Annotated in this window: 14 protein-coding genes; 11 read left to right on the plus strand and 3 right to left on the minus strand. The window is 47.5% G+C overall.

The features are described 5' to 3' along the window. Nucleotides 1-122: 122 nt before the first annotated feature. The 9 genes from AACQ75_RS14185 to AACQ75_RS14225 all read left to right on the plus strand — a co-directional run bounded on the left by AACQ75_RS14185 (nucleotide 123) and on the right by AACQ75_RS14225 (nucleotide 11,345). Nucleotides 123-1,568: a YfcC family protein gene (locus AACQ75_RS14185; protein ID WP_026027156.1), complete on the plus strand. Its 1,446-nt coding sequence runs from the start codon at nucleotides 123-125 to the stop codon at nucleotides 1,566-1,568. Between the two features lie 843 nt (nucleotides 1,569-2,411). Next, nucleotides 2,412-3,635 carry an arginine deiminase gene (gene arcA / locus AACQ75_RS14190; protein WP_017046788.1) on the plus strand — a complete coding sequence of 408 codons (1,224 nt, stop codon included), beginning with the start codon at nucleotides 2,412-2,414 and terminating at the stop codon, nucleotides 3,633-3,635. A 73-nt stretch (nucleotides 3,636-3,708) separates the two neighbouring features. Beyond that, a complete protein-coding gene (arcC, locus tag AACQ75_RS14195) occupies nucleotides 3,709-4,620 on the plus strand; it encodes a carbamate kinase (protein ID WP_013855827.1) in 912 nt (303 codons plus the stop codon). 135 nt (nucleotides 4,621-4,755) lie between these two features. Next, complete coding sequence (locus AACQ75_RS14200; protein ID WP_088732918.1) at nucleotides 4,756-5,766, plus strand: ornithine carbamoyltransferase; 1,011 nt, start codon at nucleotides 4,756-4,758, stop codon at nucleotides 5,764-5,766. Between the two features lie 468 nt (nucleotides 5,767-6,234). After that, nucleotides 6,235-7,164, plus strand: a complete 930-nt coding sequence (pyrB, locus tag AACQ75_RS14205; protein WP_017042200.1) for an aspartate carbamoyltransferase — start codon at nucleotides 6,235-6,237, stop codon at nucleotides 7,162-7,164. Between the two features lie 15 nt (nucleotides 7,165-7,179). After that, entirely contained in the window at nucleotides 7,180-7,644 is a 465-nt protein-coding gene (pyrI, locus tag AACQ75_RS14210) for an aspartate carbamoyltransferase regulatory subunit (RefSeq protein ID WP_017042201.1), read from the plus strand. A 408-nt stretch (nucleotides 7,645-8,052) separates the two neighbouring features. Further along, a complete protein-coding gene (locus tag AACQ75_RS14215) occupies nucleotides 8,053-8,511 on the plus strand; it encodes an arginine repressor (protein ID WP_088718009.1) in 459 nt (152 codons plus the stop codon). 160 nt (nucleotides 8,512-8,671) lie between these two features. Beyond that, complete coding sequence (locus AACQ75_RS14220; protein ID WP_170888865.1) at nucleotides 8,672-10,474, plus strand: protein-disulfide reductase DsbD; 1,803 nt, start codon at nucleotides 8,672-8,674, stop codon at nucleotides 10,472-10,474. A 241-nt stretch (nucleotides 10,475-10,715) separates the two neighbouring features. Beyond that, nucleotides 10,716-11,345, plus strand: a complete 630-nt coding sequence (locus AACQ75_RS14225; protein WP_013855820.1) for a response regulator transcription factor — start codon at nucleotides 10,716-10,718, stop codon at nucleotides 11,343-11,345. A gap of 4 nt (nucleotides 11,346-11,349) precedes the next feature. On the opposite strand, the gene AACQ75_RS14230 is transcribed toward AACQ75_RS14225, so the two are convergent. Beyond that, the gene (locus AACQ75_RS14230) at nucleotides 11,350-13,095 is read right to left on the minus strand and encodes a potassium/proton antiporter (RefSeq protein WP_170888866.1); all 1,746 of its coding nucleotides are present in this window, start codon (nucleotides 13,093-13,095) and stop codon (nucleotides 11,350-11,352) included. 387 nt (nucleotides 13,096-13,482) lie between these two features. On the opposite strand from AACQ75_RS14230, the gene AACQ75_RS14235 reads away from it, so the two are divergent. Together AACQ75_RS14235 and AACQ75_RS14240 are read left to right on the plus strand one after the other, a co-directional pair. Continuing rightward, entirely contained in the window at nucleotides 13,483-13,749 is a 267-nt protein-coding gene (locus tag AACQ75_RS14235) for a DUF4212 domain-containing protein (RefSeq protein WP_013855818.1), read from the plus strand. A gap of 12 nt (nucleotides 13,750-13,761) precedes the next feature. After that, the gene (locus AACQ75_RS14240; protein ID WP_013855817.1) at nucleotides 13,762-15,465 is read left to right on the plus strand and encodes a sodium:solute symporter family protein; all 1,704 of its coding nucleotides are present in this window, start codon (nucleotides 13,762-13,764) and stop codon (nucleotides 15,463-15,465) included. Between the two features lie 94 nt (nucleotides 15,466-15,559). Here the strand turns inward: AACQ75_RS14240 and AACQ75_RS14245 are convergent, their stop codons facing one another. After that, a complete protein-coding gene (locus AACQ75_RS14245) occupies nucleotides 15,560-18,994 on the minus strand; it encodes a PAS domain-containing hybrid sensor histidine kinase/response regulator (protein ID WP_170888867.1) in 3,435 nt (1,144 codons plus the stop codon). Nucleotides 18,995-19,080: 86 nt separating this feature from the next. Next, a complete protein-coding gene (locus tag AACQ75_RS14250; RefSeq protein ID WP_170888868.1) occupies nucleotides 19,081-20,271 on the minus strand; it encodes a 3-phenylpropionate MFS transporter in 1,191 nt (396 codons plus the stop codon). Nucleotides 20,272-20,343 lie beyond the last annotated feature (72 nt).

Raw genomic sequence — 20,343 nt, forward strand, 5'->3', positions numbered from 1 at the left:
TCCAATAACTTTTTATTCTTTCACCCCTAGTAGATAATATTTTAATGGGATGGAAGACTGAAGAACATTAGCCGCTGAACACACTCAGAATCTCGTTGTTCTCTGAGTGTAAGGAGATCGCTATGACAACCCAAACTGTATCCACTGAACCTAAAGGTGGCTTCTTTGCTAACTTTAAGTTTCCTTCCGCTTACACCATCCTTTTCATTCTAATTGCTCTTGTGGCCCTTTTAACCTGGATTGTGCCTGCCGGTCAGTATCAGCGCACCATGAATGAAGAACTGGGCAAAGAAGTGCCTATTGCGGGAACTTATCAACACGCAGAAGGTAACCCACAAGGGGTGATCGATGTGTTGATGGCACCGATTGACGGCTTTTATGACCACAACAGCTACGAAGCTGCCGCGATTGACGTGTCTCTGTTCATTTTGGTCATTGGTGGCTTTTTGGGCCTAGTGACCAAAACAGGTGCGATTGATGCGGGCATTGAACGCGTAACAGCGCGGCTTGAAGGGCGTGAAGAGTTGATGATACCCATCCTGATGGCGCTGTTTGCCGCAGGCGGTACGATTTACGGTATGGCGGAAGAATCCTTACCTTTCTACACCTTACTCGTACCTGTGATGATGGCCGCTCGTTTTGACCCACTAGTTGCCGCCGCTACCGTACTGCTTGGCGCGGGTATTGGTACGCTGGGCTCCACTATCAACCCATTTGCCACCGTAATTGCGGCCAACGCAGCGGGCATTCCGTTTACTGATGGCATCATGTTGCGCTTAGCAATGTTAGCTGTCGGTTGGGTTATCTGTGTGCTGTACGTGATGCGCTACGCGAAAATGGTGCAAGCAGATCAAAGCAAATCGATTGTGTACGACAAGTACGAAGAGAACAAAGCTCACTTCCTTGGCAATCAAAGTGGAGAGAAACTCGAATTCACCGCCACCCGCAAAGTTATTTTGACCATTTTCGCGGCCGCTTTTGGCGTGATGATTTATGGTGTATCTGTTGCTGGATGGTGGATGGCTGAGATCTCAGCCATGTTCTTGGGCGCAACCATCATTATCGGTTTAATTGCTCGTATGAGTGAAGAGGAATTCACCACCAGCTTTATTGATGGTGCACGAGACCTATTAGGCGTAGCACTGATCATTGGTATCGCACGCGGCATTGTGGTGATCATGGACCGCGGGATGATCACCGACACTATTTTGTTCTCAGCTGAGCAAATGGTTACTGGCCTTTCATCCGTCATTTTTATTAACGTAATGTATTTACTGGAAATTCTTCTCTCTTTCCTTGTACCTTCGTCTTCTGGCCTTGCGGTATTAACCATGCCCATCATGGCTCCATTGGCTGACTTTGCAGGCGTTGGTCGCGACCTTGTCGTCACGGCTTACCAATCGGCTTCAGGGATAGTCAACCTAATCACGCCAACCTCTGCGGTAGTGATGGGCGGCTTAGCAATTGCTCGTGTACCTTATGTTCGCTGGGTGAAATGGGTCGCACCACTGTTAGGCATATTGTGCGTATTCATTATGCTATCTCTCAGCCTAGGTGCGATGCTATAGCGCCAAACTGATGAACGATATGTCGTAGGTGAAAACCGCGTCACACCCTTTAAAAGCCGCATGATTGCGGCTTTTTTATTGGCAGGCCGACTTAGGCTCATTGGCTGCGCAGCTACTCAACTCTAAACATGATACGTTAGCCAAATCAGGAAATGATGGCTTTCAACGTCGTTAGATAGTCATTAGTTTTGATGGCTATTTTTTTATAGCAATCGGCTGGGATAAATAACCACTTTTGGTGACTAAATAAAACGCGGCCTATATTCCTTTATCACCAAATTCAGATCGCCTGCTATTTCATCTCTCATTTTCCGTCCTCTATTACGCCAATTCAGACAAAACATCTACATTAGAAAGCCTGCGTGAGATCAAGTTTTATTAAGAAAGTTATGTTAACACAGCCCATTTCTTCGACTCATATTCAACTATATACCCTTTTCAAGTGCATATTCTTAACCCATTCGATGAATTATCGATGTGTTTTTGGTGCATAAAATTCCCAACCAAAATTCCGATCCTATATGAAATAGCGCTGAGTGAAATTCAAATTGAATGAACATCCATAAAAAAAGCAGTAATAAATATGACACTCACAATATAAACACTGCATAAACATTGTTAAAAAACCCTTATTTTCGCCGAATTTCAATATAAATCATTCTGTGATGGACCTCTAAGAACATATACAGACCAAGGGTAATATTAATTGCAGAACAAAGAAGTGAATAAATAAATTCATACTGAATTCCCTACAGAAATAATTATGTATTTATCCAGAGCAAGTTGAATTTAATGTCAAAAATATAACGGCATAAATGCATATAAATTAAGAGAGATACTATTATGAGTAAGTTATATGTTGGTTCTGAAATTGGTCAATTACGTCGAGTTCTTGTTCACCGCCCAAGACGCTCACTCACTCACTTAACACCATCCAACTGTCACGACCTTTTGTTTGATGATGTATTGGCCGTAGAGCGTGCGGGGAAAGAGCATGATGCGTTCACACAAACGCTACGTGACCAAGGTGTTGAAGTTTTACTGCTGACCGATCTATTAGCCGACACGCTAGCGGTTCCCGTCGCAAAAGAGTGGCTGCTTACTCAACAAGTATCGGATTACCGCCTTGGCAAAACATTTGCGAATGACGTGCGCTGCTACCTCAGCGATCTGCCAAACCTTGAATTGGCAAAAATCCTGACAGGTGGTTTGTCTTACGCTGAAATGCCAATGAAATCCTCTTCAATGATGCAAGGCTTGCATGCACCAACCGATTTCATCATTGAACCACTACCAAACCATCTCTTTACTCGCGATACGTCTTGCTGGGTATACGGTGGAGTGTCAATCAACCCGATGGCAAAACCTGCACGTCAACGTGAAACCAACCATGTGCGTGCGATTTACCGCTGGCATCCAAGCTTTGCGGGCCAAGACTTCATTAAATACTTCGGTGATGACGAGAGCATTAATTACGATAATTCAACCATTGAAGGTGGCGACGTTCTTGTGATTGGCAAAGGTGCAGTACTGATTGGTATGTCTGAGCGCACCACAGCGCAAGGTGTTGAACACTTAGCTGCGGGCCTATTTAAACATGGCCAAGCGAAGCAAATCATTGCGATGGAACTACCAAAACACCGCTCTTGCATGCACTTAGATACCGTCATGACACACATGCGTGAAGACACCTTCTCTGTTTACCCAGAAGTGGTACGCAAAGATGTGAAATGCTGGAGCCTCACAGGCGATGAGTCTGGTGCCGTGAACGTCAAAGAAGAAGGTTACTTCGTGACCGCCATCGAAAAAGCACTTGGCGTCGATAAACTCAACCTAATCACAACGGGCGGTGACAACTTCAACGCAGAACGTGAACAGTGGAACGATGCAAACAATGTCCTAACCGTCAAACCTGGCGTAGTGATTGGCTATGAAGGCAACACCTATACCAATGAAAAATACGATAAAGCAGGCATCACTGTTCTGTCTATTCCTGGTGACGAATTGGGCCGTGGCCGTGGCGGTGCACGCTGCATGAGCTGCCCAATTGAGCGTGACGGTATCTAGCCCTTAGGTTAATCAAATGGGTTGAGGCAAATTTCCTCTGCACGCCTCAACCCACCTTAGAAGAGATAGAATTATGAGCAAACAAACTGTTGTTGTTGCATTAGGTGGAAACGCGCTACTTCGTCGTGGTCAGCCATTAGAAGCAGATGTTCAACGTCGCAACATTGAAATTGCAGTCAAAACCATTTCCGAAATAGCCAAACACTATAACGTGGTGCTGGTGCATGGCAATGGCCCTCAAGTTGGCCTGCTGGCACTACAAGGTCTCGAATACAAAAAAGTAGCGCCGTACCCACTCGACGTATTGGGCAGTGAAACTCAAGGGATGATTGGCTACATGTTGATGCAAGAGTTCAAAAACATGCTGCCTGAACGCAACATTTCGTGCATGTTGACCCAAATGATGGTCGACCCGAAAGACCCTGCCTTTGCCAACCCAACCAAACCGATTGGCCCAGTTTATCAAGAAGCAGAAGCGCGTGAATTGGCTGAGAAATACCACTGGACAGTCAAGCCTGACGGCCAATACTTCCGCCGTGTGGTTCCGAGCCCTCAACCGATAGGCATCGTCGAACATGATGCGATTTCCCAGCTTATCAGTGCTGGTCATTTAGTGATTTGCACCGGTGGTGGCGGTATTCCAGTCAAACGTGAAAACGGCAAATTAGTCGGTGTAGAAGCAGTGATCGACAAAGACATGTCTGCTGCCTTTCTTGCCAAACAATTGAACGCCGACGCGCTGCTAATTTTGACCGATGCTGACGCCGTTTACCTTGATTGGGGTAAACCAACCCAACATGCGCTGCGCAGCACAACGCCAAGCGAGCTTGCCAACTATCAATTTGATGCCGGTTCTATGGGGCCCAAAATTGAAGCCTCGTGCGAATTCATTCAACAAGGCGGGAAAGTCGTTGGGATCGGTGCGTTAGAAGATGGCCTACGCATCTTAGAAGGCACAGCAGGTACCAATATTACGCGTGACTAAAACATTGTTTTTAAAATCTATTTTATAAACCGAATCTGTTTTTAACTTTAAACAACTGTTTTTAACTTTAAACAAATATTAACGCTTTCTTCCACCCTTTCATCAGAAGCAAGCGTTGCAAATGAGGAAAAGATCATGGCTTTTAACTTACGCAATCGTAACTTTCTAAAACTTCTTGATTTCACTCCACGCGAAATCCAGCACCTATTGGATCTATCACTTGAGCTGAAAAAAGCCAAATACAACGGTTATGAACAGCCTCGTCTCAAAGGCAAAAACATTGCACTTATCTTTGAAAAAACCTCAACGCGCACTCGCTGTGCATTCGAAGTAGCAGCGTTTGACCAAGGTGCTCAAGTCTCCTACTTAGGCCCATCAGGTTCACAAATTGGCCACAAAGAGTCGATGAAAGATACCGCGCGCGTCTTAGGCCGCATGTATGACGGCATCGAATATCGCGGCTTTGGTCAAGAGATCGTTGAAGAGCTTGGTGCCTACGCTGGCGTACCAGTATGGAACGGCTTAACTGACGAATTCCACCCAACACAAATTTTGGCTGATTTCCTTACCATGATCGAACATGGCCGTGGCAAACGCCTCCATGAAATGAAATTTGCCTACCTCGGTGATGCACGCAACAACATGGGTAACTCCTTGATGGTGGGCGCTGCGAAAATGGGCATGGACATTCGCCTTGTTGCACCCAAAGCGTTCTGGCCAACCGAAGAATTAGTCGCGGAATGTCGCGCTATTGCAAAGCAAACAGGCGCGAAAATTACGCTCACAGATGATGTTCAAGAAGGCGTTCAAGGCTGTGATTTCCTCTACACCGATGTTTGGGTATCGATGGGCGAAGCGAAAGAAGCATGGGCAGAGCGCATTGAATTGATGCTGCCTTACCAAGTGAATATGGCGATGTTAAAAGCCACTGGTAACCCACATGTGAAATTCATGCACTGCTTGCCTGCTTTCCACGGCGAAGATACCACCGTTGGCAAAGAGCTTGCGAAAAACTACCCAGTGCTTGCCAAAGGTGTTGAAGTGACCGATGAAGTGATTGAATCTGAGCATTCCATCGTGTTCGATGAAGCTGAAAACCGCATGCACACCATCAAGGCCGTGATGGTGGCCACCTTAGGTAACTAACTTAGGGTAGCTAACTTAGGTAACGAATAGTAGATAATGAATGTAGGCGATGAATCGTCTACTTCATCTCTTTGATGTTGAATCGATGCGAGCTTGAATAAAGCTCGCATTTTTTTTCAGTCAATAACACTCACAAATCGCGCTTATGCTTTAGCTGTAAACGTGTAGCAAATAACATCGAAATCAAGCCAATTTCGCATAAAAATCCATTTTATGGATATTTTCCAAAGAGTATTGCCAGCGTGTTTTTTGTCCGTATAATCCTTCGCAATTTGTCTAAACGGAGCAGAAAATGAACCGCAGCACTCCCCATCAACGCCATCCATTACACCCGGCGCCAGTCGAGTTAGTCGTTTTGTTTTTCTATTCTGAACGTTATTGAAGCCTCCTATTTTAGGGGGCTTTTTTTTAAGCAAAATTTCGCAAAGGCTAGTAGCCAAAGCGAACCATACAGAGGGAAGACACGTTATGGCGCATTCGTTATTTAACAAGCACATCATTTCCATTCCAGAACTGAGCCGTGCGGAACTGGAGCTGATTGTTGAAACTGCAACAAGGCTTAAAGCGGAACCAAACCCTGAACTTCTCAAAAATAAAGTAGTAGCAAGCTGCTTCTTTGAACCTTCTACACGTACCCGTTTGTCGTTTGAAACGGCAGTGCAGCGCCTAGGCGGCACAGTGATTGGTTTTGATAATGGCGGCAATACGTCACTTGCCAAGAAAGGGGAAACCTTAGCTGACTCGGTGCAAGTTATTTCCTCTTATGTAGATGCGTTTGTTATGCGCCACCCACAAGAAGGCGCTGCACGTTTAGCCTCTGAGTTTTCCAACGGCGTTCCCGTAGTCAACGGTGGCGATGGTGCTAACCAACATCCAACCCAAACCTTGCTCGATCTGTTTTCCATTTATGAAACGCAAGGCAGGCTCGATAACCTTAACGTCGCGTTCGTCGGCGACTTAAAATATGGCCGCACCGTCCATTCGCTCACCCAAGCCTTATCGAAATTCAACAATGTACGTTTCTTTTTTATCGCCCCAGAAGTGCTGGCGATGCCGGATTACATTTGCGAAGAGCTCTCAGAGGCTGGCATTGCGTTTAGTTTGCACGCCAGCATTGAAGAGGTCGTGCCTGAACTGGATGTGCTGTACATGACGCGCGTACAAAAAGAGCGCTTTGATGCATCCGAATACGCACATATGAAATCGGCTTACATCTTAACCGCAGAAACATTAAAAGAAGCGCGCCACAATTTAAAAGTGCTGCACCCACTGCCTCGGGTCGATGAAATCACCACCGATGTCGATAAAACACCTTACGCCTACTATTTCCAACAAGCCGAAAACGGCGTTTATGCGCGTGAAGCTTTATTAGCCCTTGTTCTTAACCCAACCTTATAAGTAGGAGATAACATCATGGTAAAAGAGACTCAATTGCAAGTTGAAGCGATTCGTAACGGTAGCGTGATTGACCATATCCCTGCCAACCTTGGGATCAAAATTCTCTCTTTGTTTAAGTTAAATGAAACCAATCAACGTGTGACGATTGGCCTAAACCTACCCTCTTCTGCGTTAGGTAATAAAGATCTGATTAAAATAGAAAACCTTTATCTCACCAAAGAGCAAGCGAACCAATTAGCACTGTATGCCCCGAAAGCCACCGTCAATCAAATTGAAGAGTATAAAGTGGTCAACAAACTGACCCTCACTTTGCCAGAGCGAATTGACAGCGTATTTCGTTGCCCAAACAGCAACTGCATCTCTCATGGCGAGCCTGTCGAGAGCCGCTTTAAAGTGCAGCTCAAACAAGAGAATGTGCATCTCAAATGCCACTATTGTGAGAAAGTATTCTCGCGCGAAATCATGACTGAACGTTGCTAAAACAGCACTAAGCGCGCATCCATCGCGTTTACAGCCCTGCCAGCCTCCAGCGTCCTAACTCGGCGCTGGACCAACTTACGAATTTTGCATATTTCCGTGCATATTATTCCATCAAATCAACATAAAACGCCAAAAATCAATCGGTAATCTAGTTTATTATTTGGTGATCCCCCGCAAAAAGCGACACATTGATTAATGTTAAGCTACAGGCATCAATAATAATCCCCCACCACTTATAGAGGGGAAAAGAGCAATGCTCAACCGTTGCGCCATTGGCGTTAAACATAACGTGAACTCACACTCTATGGCTTTGGGAGTGTGCTGGCATGGTAAGGATCACCGATACCCCAGACGCAGTAGCGTGTATAAAAGGAACCGCCCGTGAACAGAAAAATCCCCCACGGCGCAATGCAAACCGATGACAAAACGTTAGCTTCCGCTTGTAAAAAAATCCTACAACAACAAAGTTTTGCTAACCAAAATGAGCTACGACTCAGGCTAATAGAGCTCGGCTACGAAGGCATTAGCCAATCCACTGTGTCACGCTTGCTTTCCCAACTTGGTGTGGTGAAAGTGCAAAATGCGTGCGGCAAAAAAGTGTACTGCATTACGGTCGAAACCGCGCCAGTGCGTGTTGAGTCATCTATCGCCTCACAAATTGAGTTTATCACTCACAATCAATCCACTGTGGTGGTAAAAACTCATCCTGGAAGTGCTCAATTGGTCGCGCGATTGGTTGATATTGATCCCCACACTGAGATTTTAGGAACGGTCGGTGGTAATGACACTGTGCTTATTATTCCCAAAGACATCAATAATATTGAAGCGTGTGAAGCGGTGGTGAAAACTCGCCTAGGTGTCGCTTAACCCCCATCGCCCAGCCAAGTGAGCTCCACAACCTCACTTGGCTTTTCTCGCTTCACTGCCTCATCAACGACGATTTTTCCATCACTGTGAAACTTATTGCGCCGAAAAGCGGTCTGATTGGGTTAAGATGACACTCACCTAATGAAGACTCGATTTTTGTATGCGCCTACTCTTTTCCTTTGTACTGCTAGCTCTGCTGACACTTTCCCAACCTGCGTTGGCGATCTTCGGCAATGACAATCCATTCAATAGTGGTAACAACCTCGCTTTGGCCTCAGCCGACAATCAATTTGTCCCAGTTGACCAAGCGTTTCCTTTTCATGCCGAGCAGCAAGGTAAGCAGGTCTTCTTAGATTGGCAGGTCAAGCAGGGCTATTACCTCTACCAAGATCGGATCAGTATCAGCGCCGAAAATGCACAGCTTGGTGAAATCGAGATGCTTGATGGTCAGCCATATCACGATGAATTTTTTGGTGATGTGAAGATTTATACTGAGCCACTGTTTGTCGACGTACCGCTCCTCAGTGCAGCAGCGAACGCCAAATTAATTATCCAGTACCAAGGGTGTGCAAAAGCGGGCTTTTGCTATCCACCAGAAACGCGAATTATCGACCTTCAAGCTGTGGCAAGCGATACTCGCTCTGACAACAACACGGCGGCCAATATGGCGAAAAGCGAAACAGATTCGCCAAAAGCGCCCGTGGCTGAACAAGACGGGCTAGCAAACCGCCTCGCCGATTCTTGGTGGACACCGCTACTCTTTTTAGCACTTGGCGTTGGCCTAGCCTTTACCCCTTGTGTACTCCCTATGTACCCGATCCTCACCAGTATCGTGCTTGGCCGTGGCCAACTTTCACCACGGCGCGCGTTGATTTTATCGTTTATTTACGTGCAAGGTATGGCGCTCACTTATACCGTGCTTGGCCTAGTCGTCGCTTCGGCTGGGTTACAATTTCAAGCCGCGATGCAGCACCCTTATGTACTGATTGGCCTCAGTACCCTATTTGTGCTACTTGCCCTGTCGATGTTTGGCGTTTATACCTTGCAACTGCCAAGCAAAGTGCAGACGTGGCTAAACAGCCTGAGTAATAAGCAGCAAGGCGGGAACAGTCTTGGCGTGTTTGCCATGGGCGCGATTTCCGGTTTGGTTTGCTCACCGTGCACCACCGCGCCTCTTTCTGGCGCGCTGCTGTATGTCGCGCAAAGTGGCGACCTATTCACGGGGGCGATTGCACTGTATGCCTTAGCCATGGGTATGGGGATTCCGCTGATTTTGGTCGCCGTGTTTGGTAACAAACTACTCCCTAAAGCCGGTGGCTGGATGGAGAGAGTCAAAACACTATTTGGCTTTATTTTACTGGCTGCGCCGATCTTCTTACTTGAACGCTTATTGCCACCAGTGTGGTCAACGGCGCTCTGGTCCGCGCTTGGGATCGTCGCGTTTGGTTGGCTCTATCATTGTAAAAACAGCTTGCCGTTTGGTGGCTGGAAACAGAGCATGGTTGGCATTATTGCGGTATTGGGTCTGTTTGCTTCAGCGCAACCTGCGTTGGATGTGTGGTTTAAGCCAGAACAAACCAACCTAGCAAGCCGTAGCCATGTCGAGTTCATTCGGGTTAATAATATTGCTGAGCTCAACTTGCAGTTGAGCCAAGCCAAATTAGCAGGTAAACCCGTCATGCTCGATTTCTACGCCGACTGGTGCGTGGCGTGTAAAGAGTTTGAAAAGTACACTTTCCATCAGCAAGAGGTCGCGCAGAAACTGCAAAACTTTGTGCTATTGCAAGCGGACGTCACCAAAAATCAGCCACAAGATATTGAGCTACTCAAGGCGATGAACGTGCTAGGGTTACCGACGATTGATTTTTGGAATGCGCAAGGTGAACGCGTTTCAAACGCACGTATCAGCGGTTTTATGCCAGCCGATCGCTTTTTAGCGCACCTCACCGCCCACCAGCTTTAAGGTTTACCGATTATTGCCGACTGTTTGAGCAAGCCATTGCAACCGTCGGTAATAATAGCGCGTGAACGCCATCACTTCTTCTCGAACCGCTTGGCATGCACCACTCTCAGATCAGGCTCAGTCACTACTCAGTATCAGACAAAAAGTGGATACAGTTCAGACTTTTAGCGTATAAAGATTGTTCAGTGAGAGATCGCGGTCAATAATCGATTTAACGACATTGCTAAAAGTGTAAAACGTCATGGATTCGACCTACACCATCATCATTGCTGACGACCACCCTCTGTTTCGCAATGCGCTATTTCAATCGGTGCATATGGCGATAAGCGGTGCCAATTTATTGGAAGCGGATTCGCTAGATGCCCTGTTAGCCTTATTAACCAAACAGAGCGATGTGGATTTGCTGCTGTTGGATCTCAAAATGCCAGGCGCAAATGGGATGTCAGGGCTCATTCACTTGCGAGCCGAATACCCTGATTTACCGATTGTGGTGATTTCAGCCAGTGAAGAACCTTCGGTGGTAGCGCAAGTAAAAAGCCACGGTGCCTTTGGTTTTATTCCTAAATCGAGTGACATGCGCGCGCTGATCTCGGCGCTCAATCAAGTCCTAGCCGGTGACCCATTTTTCCCTGAAGGGTTAATTGCCAATCACGCAGCGTGCAATGATTTAACCAAGAAAATTGCCGCCTTAACCCCGCAACAATACAAAGTATTAGGCATGCTCTCTGATGGGCTACTCAACAAACAAATCGCCTATGAGCTTAATGTTTCTGAGGCGACCATCAAAGCGCACATGACGGCTATTTTCCGTAAACTTGGGGTTAAAAACCGCACTCAAGCAGTAATTTTACTCAATGAGTTGGGCGAGTAGTCGGCTACTCGCTCGCTTCATCTAACGTCTCTTCTAAAGGTAATCGCAAACCGACTTTGGTTGCTTGCCAATCGGCCACGTCCGCTACCACCAGATACAGACCTTGCCATTCAAAATGGTCACCCAGTACTTGTGTGGCTCCGAGCTCTTGGATCAGCAAATCGTTGAGCGTCATCTCTTGATTGAGGTGCTCAATCGTCAAACCATAATAGGCAGCAACGTCAACGAGTTTTGCATCCACATCCAAAAAGAAGTCACCAAAGAAGCGCTCTAACGAGGCTTTTTCTGGCGCTTCACTGAATAGGTTGCTCAGTGATTCGAGATCTTTCTCCTGTGCTAACACGCACAAGACATCGCCCTCTTGCAACTTGGTGCTGCCCGATGGGTGAAGCAGTTGTTCATCACGAAACACGGCGGTAATACGTGTTCCTTCAGGCATAGAGAGATTGCGTAATGGCTCACCAATACACCATTTATCTTGTTTGAGTTTATAGACCAACATTTCCCATTCGCTGCACGGGTATATCTCAACACCGGTACGTGAAATTGGCTCAGGTTTGGGCGGTAGTTCAACGCGAGCCAAAGCGGCCGCTTTCATCAAGGTTCCCCCTTGTACCACTAGCGACACCATCACCACGAAGAAGGCTAAGTTGAAATAGAGCTGCGCATTCGGTAAACCGGCCATCATTGGGAAAACCGCTAAAATAATGGGCACAGCGCCGCGCAGTCCAACCCAAGAGATAAACCACTTTTCACGCGCAGTAAATGCTTTGAATGGCAATAAACCAATCCATACAGAAATGGGGCGCGCAAACAAAATCATACCAAAAGCGAGCGCAAAGCCCGGCACCGCAATGGTCAGCAATTCAGAAGGTGTGACCAATAACCCAAGCACCAAGAACATGCCAATTTGGCTAAGCCACGTCATCCCATCCAGTACGTTCAAAATGGAATAGCGGCAACGGGTCGGTTTATTGCCCAGCAATAAACCCGTCAAGTAGATGGATAGAATACCACTGCCGCCGAGTGAATTGGACAGCGCAAAGATAATCAAACCGCCACTGATGGCCAAAATGGAGTAGAGCCCTTCTGGAAGTTGATTGCTATTAATCAGCTTCCAGAGCAGCCAACCTCCGGCTAATCCAAATAAAGCCCCGAGGCCAAATTGCTGGATAAAACTCAGCAGCAAGAATCCTGCGCTGAGATCATCGCCTTGGCTACCCAGTACCGCAATTAATGTCACGGTTAAAAACACCGCCATTGGATCGTTAGTGCCCGATTCAATCTCTAACGTTGAACCGACGCGCTCATTCAAGCTTCTCCCTTTAAGCAGGGAAAAAACCGCCGCCGCATCAGTTGAGCCAACAATCGCTCCCACCAAAATACCTTGCAGTAATTCCAAATTAAACAGCCATGCCGCCATCAAGCCGGTGAGAATGGTGGTGATCGCCACCCCAAACGTCGCTAACGAAACTGACGGCCAAAAGGCAATCCGAAAACTGGCAACACGGGTACGCATGCCGCCATCTAATAGGATGATGGCAAGCGCTAAGTTACTGACTAAATAAGCAATCGGATAATTATCAAATAAGATGCCACCGGGGCCATCCTCCCCAGCCAACATACCCACCAATAAAAAAACGAGCAGAATAGGAATTCCTAACTTAGAAGAGACTGGACTTAACATCACACTTAATGCAATCAGCAAAGCACCTACGAGAAAAAAACCATTGATAGCGATTGCATCCATATTCCTTCCTTATTGATTTAATTATTATTGATTGAATAACCAACATAAATACGCGTTCCATTGTGCCTTAGTTTAATCCGTTTTTAAGACAACTTTATGTAAACATTGATCGTTTTTATCGCGGCATGAATAACCAACCACATAAAAAATCGTTAACTCGCCATGAGCGATTTTCCAATCAAGAGCTTATGATCTTATACTTTTGGCTAATTTAACATTTACTCAACATAAGAAAGGCCTTCTAAATTGAGGAATTTCATTTAGTTACAATGAATTAAAAAAAACAACCTCCCGACTAAAGTTGCACAGACCCACCACCCTTTCACTGCTATCTTAATTTCGTAACATTAAATTAACACCACGATATGCAAACCGAAGGAGAAGGTCATGGCGTTCCAATCAACCGAACATGCTCAAGCCTACTGGAAGGAAAACTTGGGAATTATGGGCTCACTGCTGGCAGTGTGGTTCTTGGTATCATATGGTGCAGGCGTTCTTTTCGTCGACGCACTGAATACGATTCATTTAGGCGGGTTCAAACTAGGGTTCTGGTTCGCACAACAAGGGTCCATCTATACCTTTGTCGCCTTGATCTTTATTTACGTTGTGCGCATGAATGCGCTCGACAAGAAATACAACGTGCAGGAAGACTAAGAGGTTTACGAAATGGATATTCAAACTTGGACGTTTATTCTGGTCGGTATTACGTTTGCACTCTATATCGGCATTGCCATTTGGGCCCGTGCAGGATCGACCAGTGAATTCTATGTTGCTGGCGGTGGTGTTCACCCTGTTGCCAACGGCATGGCAACCGCAGCGGACTGGATGTCAGCCGCTTCATTTATCTCAATGGCGGGTATCATCTCGTTCATTGGCTATGATGGTACCGTGTACTTGATGGGCTGGACAGGCGGCTATGTGTTATTGGCACTTTGCCTTGCACCTTATTTGCGTAAATTTGGCCAGTTCACCGTGCCAGATTTTATCGGTGAGCGATACTACTCAAAAACCGCGCGCATGGTGGCGGTATTTTGCGCCATCTTTATCTCGTTTACTTATGTTGCGGGGCAAATGCGCGGCGTCGGCGTGGTATTCTCTCGTTTCCTCGAAGTGGATATTAACGTTGGTATCGTCATCGGTATGGGGATCGTGTTTTTCTATGCGGTACTCGGTGGCATGAAAGGCATCACTTATACGCAAGTTGCACAGTTCTGCGTGCTCATTTTCGCCTTCCTTGTTCCCGCCATTTTCACCTCGATCATGATGACAGGTAACCCTCTGCCACAAATTGGTATGGGCTCAACCATTACCGGTACCGATGTTTACCTACTCGATAAACTCGATGGCTTAACTCAAGAGCTCGGCTTCACCGCTTATACCGAAGGCAACAAGAGCACGGTTGACGTGTTCTTTATCTGCGCAGCCTTGATGGTGGGTACTGCTGGTCTTCCTCACGTCATTATTCGCTTCTTCACTGTGCCTAAAGTGCGTGATGCGCGTATCTCAGCAGGTTGGGCATTGCTGTTCATCTCTTTGCTATATACCACAGCGCCAGGTGTTGCTGCTTTTGCTCGCGTGAACATGATTGAGACCATTAATGGCCCAGACATGCAAGGCGTACCCGCAACAGACGCGCCTACTTGGTTTAAGAACTGGGAGAATACTGGCCTTGTAAGCTGGAAAGATAAGAACAACGACGGTCGTATGTTCTACTCTGGCGATGAGCGCAACGAGATGAACATTAACCGTGACATCATCGTATTGGCGTCTCCTGAACTGGCAAAACTGCCAAACTGGGTGGTTGGCTTGCTCGCAGCTGGGGGTTTAGCTGCTGCGCTTTCGACAGCTGCAGGTCTTTTATTGGTTATCTCGACGTCAATTTCTCACGACTTATTGAAGAAAGGCTTCAAACCAAACATGACCGATAAACAAGAGCTGTTAGCCGCACGCTTAGCCGCCATCATTGCGATTGTGGGTGCTGGTTACCTAGGCATTAACCCACCGGGTTTTGTGGCTCAGGTGGTAGCGTTTGCCTTCGGCTTGGCAGCCGCCTCCTTCTTCCCGGCCATTATTTTGGGCATCTTCTACAAGAAGATGAATAAAGAAGGCGCGATCGCGGGCATGGTCGCAGGGATTATCTTTACTGCAACCTACATCATCTACTTCAAATTCATTAACCCGGCAGCCAGCACGCCAGATAACTGGTTGTTTGGTATCAGTCCTGAAGGTATTGGTACGCTAGGTATGTGTTTGAACTTCGTGGTATCGATTGTGGTGAATAAATTTACCGCAGAAGTTCCAACCGAAGTGCAAGAAATGGTGGAATCTATCCGCTTCCCGAAAGGCGCGGGTCAAGCTCACGACCATTAATCTTCACCTACGAGCGTCATGCTCGATGTTCGCTCCGCAGTGAAGCGTGATAACCATAAAGCCGATGTCAACGCATCGGCTTTATGCTGCGCGCTCAACTGGTTCGATTTAACAGCGCACGTAGTTTGAGTGGTTTTATCGGTTTGGGAAGAAAGCTAAAGCCATTGGATTTAATCGCGTCCATCATCTCTTCAGTGCGATCAGCGCTGATGATGACCCCCTCAAAACTATCTCCAAGCCGTAGGCGGCACTGCTGCAGCACCTCCAAACCAGTGCGACCATTATCTAAGCGGTAATCCGACAAAATGACATCGGGCAACCAATTGTTTTCTAATGCTTTCAAGCTTTGCAGTAAGTCCGCTGCTACTTTGACATCACACCCCCACCTTGCGAGCAGATCGTTCATGCCGACTAAAATATCAGCTTCGTTGTCCACACACAGTACGCGCAGATGATTGAGATCAGATGGGATACCTTGCTCTATCGCCAGTGTCGGAGCCTGTTTGACAGGTTCAGCTCGCGTCAAAGAGAGCGAAAACACGCTGCCTTTTCCATGCCAAGAGCGCATCGAAATTTCATGACCCAGCACATATGCAATGCCTTTTGAAATCGCTAAACCGAGCCCCAAACCTTGGTCAGAACGGACTTGGCTACCACGGTTAAACTCTTCGAAGATTTCTTGCTGCTTATCTTGCTCGATACCAATGCCATTATCCCAAACATCAATCCTGACCTGATCTCGCACTCGGCGTACACCCAGCACCACTTTACCTTTAGGGTTGTAGCGAAAAGCGTTAGTGAGAAAGTTTTGTACCACGCGACGTAATAATTTAGGGTCAGACATCACATAGAGCGAGGATGGGATCACTTTAAAATCAATCCCTTGCTGCTTAGCTAAGGCGCTAAATTCAGCGTTAAGATTCGAAAATACATCATTAATGGCAAAGCTATGAGAATGCACATCGAGCTTACCGGACTCTAAACGTGAAATATCCAGCAAATCACCAATCAGATCTTCAGCCGCGCCCAGAGCACTCTCTATATAACCCGCCAACGTTTTCACTTCCGTCTCTTTGGCTACTTCCGAGAGCGAAGAGGCAAACAGGCGCGCAGCGTTCAACGGCTGCATTAAATCGTGGCTGACAGCGGCCAAAAAGCGCGATTTTGATTGCGATTCTTGGTCTGATTTTTGAGTTGCCGCCACCAAGCGTTTGTTGAGGGTTTCAAGCTCTAGGGTTCGTTGGTGCACGCGCTCTTCCAAGGTTTCATTAGCCTCTTTTAATGCCTGCTCCGCCTCGCGAAAAACGGTGATGTCGCTAAAGCTCATCACAAATCCGCCGCCCGGCATCGGGTTGCCTTGCACTTCAATAACTCGTCCATCTGGGCGAATACGCGCCGAGGTGTGTCTGGTTCCTTGCTCAAGGTGATACACCCGCCGCCGCACGTGATCCTCAGGGTCACCAGGGCCGCATAATCCGTGTTGCGCGTTGTGCCGTATCACATCCGCAATCGGCCGCCCCACTTGAATCAGCCCAGCGGGAAACTCAAACAGTTCGAGATAGCGTTGATTCCACGCCACCAGCCGTAGCTTTTTATCGACCAAGGTAATTCCTTGACCAATATGCTCAATGGCCCCTTGCAATAAGCCGCGACTAAAGTCGTACAGTTCGGATGCTTCATCAACAATGGTCGCCACTTCCTCAAGCTGCATGTTGCGTCCTTGCAGCGCAGAAGTGAGCACCAATTTGGCCGAAGAAGCACCAAACACCCCCGCCAGCACTCTTTCTGTATGACGGATTAAGGTAGATGGCGCTTGTTGGTTAGGTAGTAACGTCTCTCTCTGCTGGCTCCAATATTGGCGAAAGGCAGTGCGAACGCGAGTGCGCCCCACAAAACGGGCGGCCAACATTTCAAGCTCAGCCACTGTCACGCGGCTTTGATACAAGCTGAGATTCTCACTCTCAGGCAGCGGCGTACCGACAAAAGAGGCCGATTGTAAACGCTCACTCAAACTCGGACGAGTCACCATAGAGACAATAACGTAGCAGAATGTGTTGAGCGCAACACTGAGCATCATGCCCCAATCTGAGTTTTTCAGCCCCATCTGCACCAACCAATCCGGCGGGGTGATCATCCATAACAGAACGTTACTTTGTGCATCGCCCGCCAGCATGTCGGTTTGGCTCATTAAGGTTACTAGCCACACAGTAAAACCGACCGCCAATCCAACATAAACGCCTTTGCGGTTGCCTTCACGCCAGTACATGCCACCAATCAATGAAGGGGCAAATTGGGTAATCGCCGCAAATGAGAGAAAACCGATCGCCGATAAAGAACCAATCGCATCCAGCGCCTGATAAAAACCCCAAGCGCCAAGCAGCAGCAATAGAATCAACCCGCGACGGATGTTGAGCAACAACCCAGATAAATGACGGTAGTTGCGCTGAGTTAAGCGCATTCGGCGCAGCAGAAGCGGCATCACCAAATCATTAGAAACCATGATCGCCAATGCAATGGTCGAGACAATCACCATGCCGCTGGCCGCTGATGTGCCACCTAGAAACGCCAGTAGCGCTATCTGCTCTGCGCCCACCGACATAGGCACGCTAAGCACATAAGTATCGGCGGGGCTGCCACTTAACAAACTTTGCCCAACCCATGCAATAGGTAGAACAAATAATCCCATTAAAGTCAGGTAAAGAGGAAATAACCAGCGCGCCGTGTGTAGATCTTGCGCGCGTTCATTTTCTACCACCATGGTATGAAACTGACGCGGTAAGCAGATGATCGCCATCATGGTTAATACGGTGTGGATCAACAGCGTTGGCCAGTTGGGCGCTTGATACGTCTGCTGAGCAATCGCACTTAGATCAACCGTTTCACGGCTTGAAGCCAGATAAATGATGAAACCGCCCACGGTTAAAAAAGCGACCAATTTAACAATCGATTCAAATGCAATCGCCATCATCATGCCGCGGTGGTGCTCGGTGTTATCAATATGCCGTGTACCAAACAGCATGGTAAATAGCGCTAAAGCCGCGACCACAAACCACGAGACGTGATAATTCTGATAACCAAATTGCGTAGCGAGGTTGGGGGCGACAATCTCAAGCCCCATAGTGATGCCGCGCAGTTGCAAGGCGATGTAAGGTAAAATGCCCACCACGGCAATCAAAGTTACGGTTACCGCTAATCCTTGCGATTTTCCGTAGCGAGCAGCAATAAAATCGGCGATGGAGGTAATATGTTCGCGCTTCGCAATCAAAATCAGCCGCGCCAACATACGCCAGCCAAGGGTAAACACTAAAATAGGCGCAATGTAGATAGGCAGAAATGACCAAGGGTTGCTAGCCGCTTGACCCACAGTGCCGTAAAAAGTCCAAGAGGTGCAATAGACCGCGATCGATAAGCTGTAGATCCACGGTCGCCATTTCGCCAGCCATTGGCTTTGTCTATCACCATACCAAGCGACGAGAAACAGCACGCCTAAGTAAGCGAGCGAAACGGGAACGACGATCCATCCTTGCATTTGATATCCTTATCGGTTCAAAAAAGCCTCTTCAAAGAAGAGGCTTCATTTAACTAAGGATAATTTTTAATCTCAATCAGTTAAGGTTAATTCTGTGCTTCAGGCGCCGCTTTCATTATCTCAGTACCTGACTCATTGGATGATGTGGGTTCGACTTTAATCAACAGCGCCAAGATGCCCATTGCCGCCATCGCCCAAAATACATTAGCGCCCCAGCGTTCATAACCCCAGCCACTCAAGGTGGTCATCAAAGCAATAAATGCCCCAAGTGGAATGGCGTTATACAGCGCTTGCATAGCCACCATTTTGCTTTGCGGTGCGTGCTGAATGTATTGAATCGCCGCTATATGCGCCATCGCAAACGTCACCCCATGCAGCAGTTGAATCGTCCCTAGCGCAAGCAGCGCGGTGGTCGACGCCATTAAGGTCCAGCGCACCACAACCCCAATCGACGCGGCAACAAATAATGTGCGTAGTGACCAGCCTGAAAAAAGGCGTTTGCTGAGCGCAAATACCGCAACTTCAGCGGCAACCCCAAGGCTCCATAAATAGCCAATCAGCTCTTCCGAATGCCCCGCCGCTTTCCAGTGAATCGAACTGAAACTGTAATACGCCGCGTGACTGCCTTGGATCAGCGCCGCTAAAATCAAGAATTTTATCACTGGCCACTCACGCAATAACTGCGTCAGTTTCGGCCGGACGGCATGTGCATCACCAACCGTCACGGGCATTGGGTTGGGATTGCGCAAGCTAATCAGTAGCGAAACAAATACCCCAGCCAAGGCGGTGTAGAGGATCATGTCAGAACCATAACGTGCCACAAGTACGCCAACCACGGTAGAACCAGCGATAAAAGCCACCGACCCCCATAAGCGGGTGCGACCATAATCGAGCATTTTTAAGCGCGCATAATAGTTAGCCATCGCATCGGATAGCGGCACCACGGGGCCACAGCAAAGGTTAAACAACACAGTAGCTAACGCCATCAGCCAGAAACTGCCGCCCGTAAAGAAGTGAAAACCAATAAATAAAAACGCCGCCAAACTTAACCAACGCAGTGCTGGTAGAAGAAGCTCGGCCTTATGGATACGCGGCGTAATCACCAAATTAGCGACGCAACGCGTAGCAAAGCCCATACCGATTAATACGCCGATATCGGTTGCTGATACGCCTTGGTTTTCAAACCACAGCGCCCAAAATGGCAAATAGACGCCATACGCAAAGAAGAAACCAATAAAGTACTGCGATATCCAACCATATGGAGAGGGGTTAAGCATGATTCATCCTGAACAAAATGAGGGAGAGAAAACCGCCGTATTATGCAGGCAGTTTAGGCTTCTAAAAAGGGA

Origin of the sequence: Vibrio sp. B1-2, assembly GCF_963888445.1 — a bacterium.
GTDB lineage: Bacteria > Pseudomonadota > Gammaproteobacteria > Enterobacterales > Vibrionaceae > Vibrio > Vibrio anguillarum.

Bases quoted from the DNA above. Each gene is read 5' to 3' on its own strand.
- AACQ75_RS14220 (WP_170888865.1), top strand. From the start codon at position 8,672: ATGCGCCTACTCTTTTCCTTTGTACTGCTAGCTCTGCTGACACTTTCC.
- pyrB (WP_017042200.1), top strand. From the start codon at position 6,235: ATGGCGCATTCGTTATTTAACAAGCACATCATTTCCATTCCAGAACTG.
- AACQ75_RS14185 (WP_026027156.1), top strand. From the start codon at position 123: ATGACAACCCAAACTGTATCCACTGAACCTAAAGGTGGCTTCTTTGCT.
- AACQ75_RS14230 (WP_170888866.1), bottom strand. From the start codon at position 13,095: ATGGATGCAATCGCTATCAATGGTTTTTTTCTCGTAGGTGCTTTGCTG.
- pyrI (WP_017042201.1), top strand. From the start codon at position 7,180: ATGGTAAAAGAGACTCAATTGCAAGTTGAAGCGATTCGTAACGGTAGC.
- AACQ75_RS14235 (WP_013855818.1), top strand. From the start codon at position 13,483: ATGGCGTTCCAATCAACCGAACATGCTCAAGCCTACTGGAAGGAAAAC.
- AACQ75_RS14200 (WP_088732918.1), top strand. From the start codon at position 4,756: ATGGCTTTTAACTTACGCAATCGTAACTTTCTAAAACTTCTTGATTTC.
- arcA (WP_017046788.1), top strand. From the start codon at position 2,412: ATGAGTAAGTTATATGTTGGTTCTGAAATTGGTCAATTACGTCGAGTT.
- AACQ75_RS14245 (WP_170888867.1), bottom strand. From the start codon at position 18,994: ATGCAAGGATGGATCGTCGTTCCCGTTTCGCTCGCTTACTTAGGCGTG.
- AACQ75_RS14240 (WP_013855817.1), top strand. From the start codon at position 13,762: ATGGATATTCAAACTTGGACGTTTATTCTGGTCGGTATTACGTTTGCA.
- AACQ75_RS14215 (WP_088718009.1), top strand. From the start codon at position 8,053: ATGCAAACCGATGACAAAACGTTAGCTTCCGCTTGTAAAAAAATCCTA.
- AACQ75_RS14225 (WP_013855820.1), top strand. From the start codon at position 10,716: ATGGATTCGACCTACACCATCATCATTGCTGACGACCACCCTCTGTTT.
- arcC (WP_013855827.1), top strand. From the start codon at position 3,709: ATGAGCAAACAAACTGTTGTTGTTGCATTAGGTGGAAACGCGCTACTT.
- AACQ75_RS14250 (WP_170888868.1), bottom strand. From the start codon at position 20,271: ATGCTTAACCCCTCTCCATATGGTTGGATATCGCAGTACTTTATTGGT.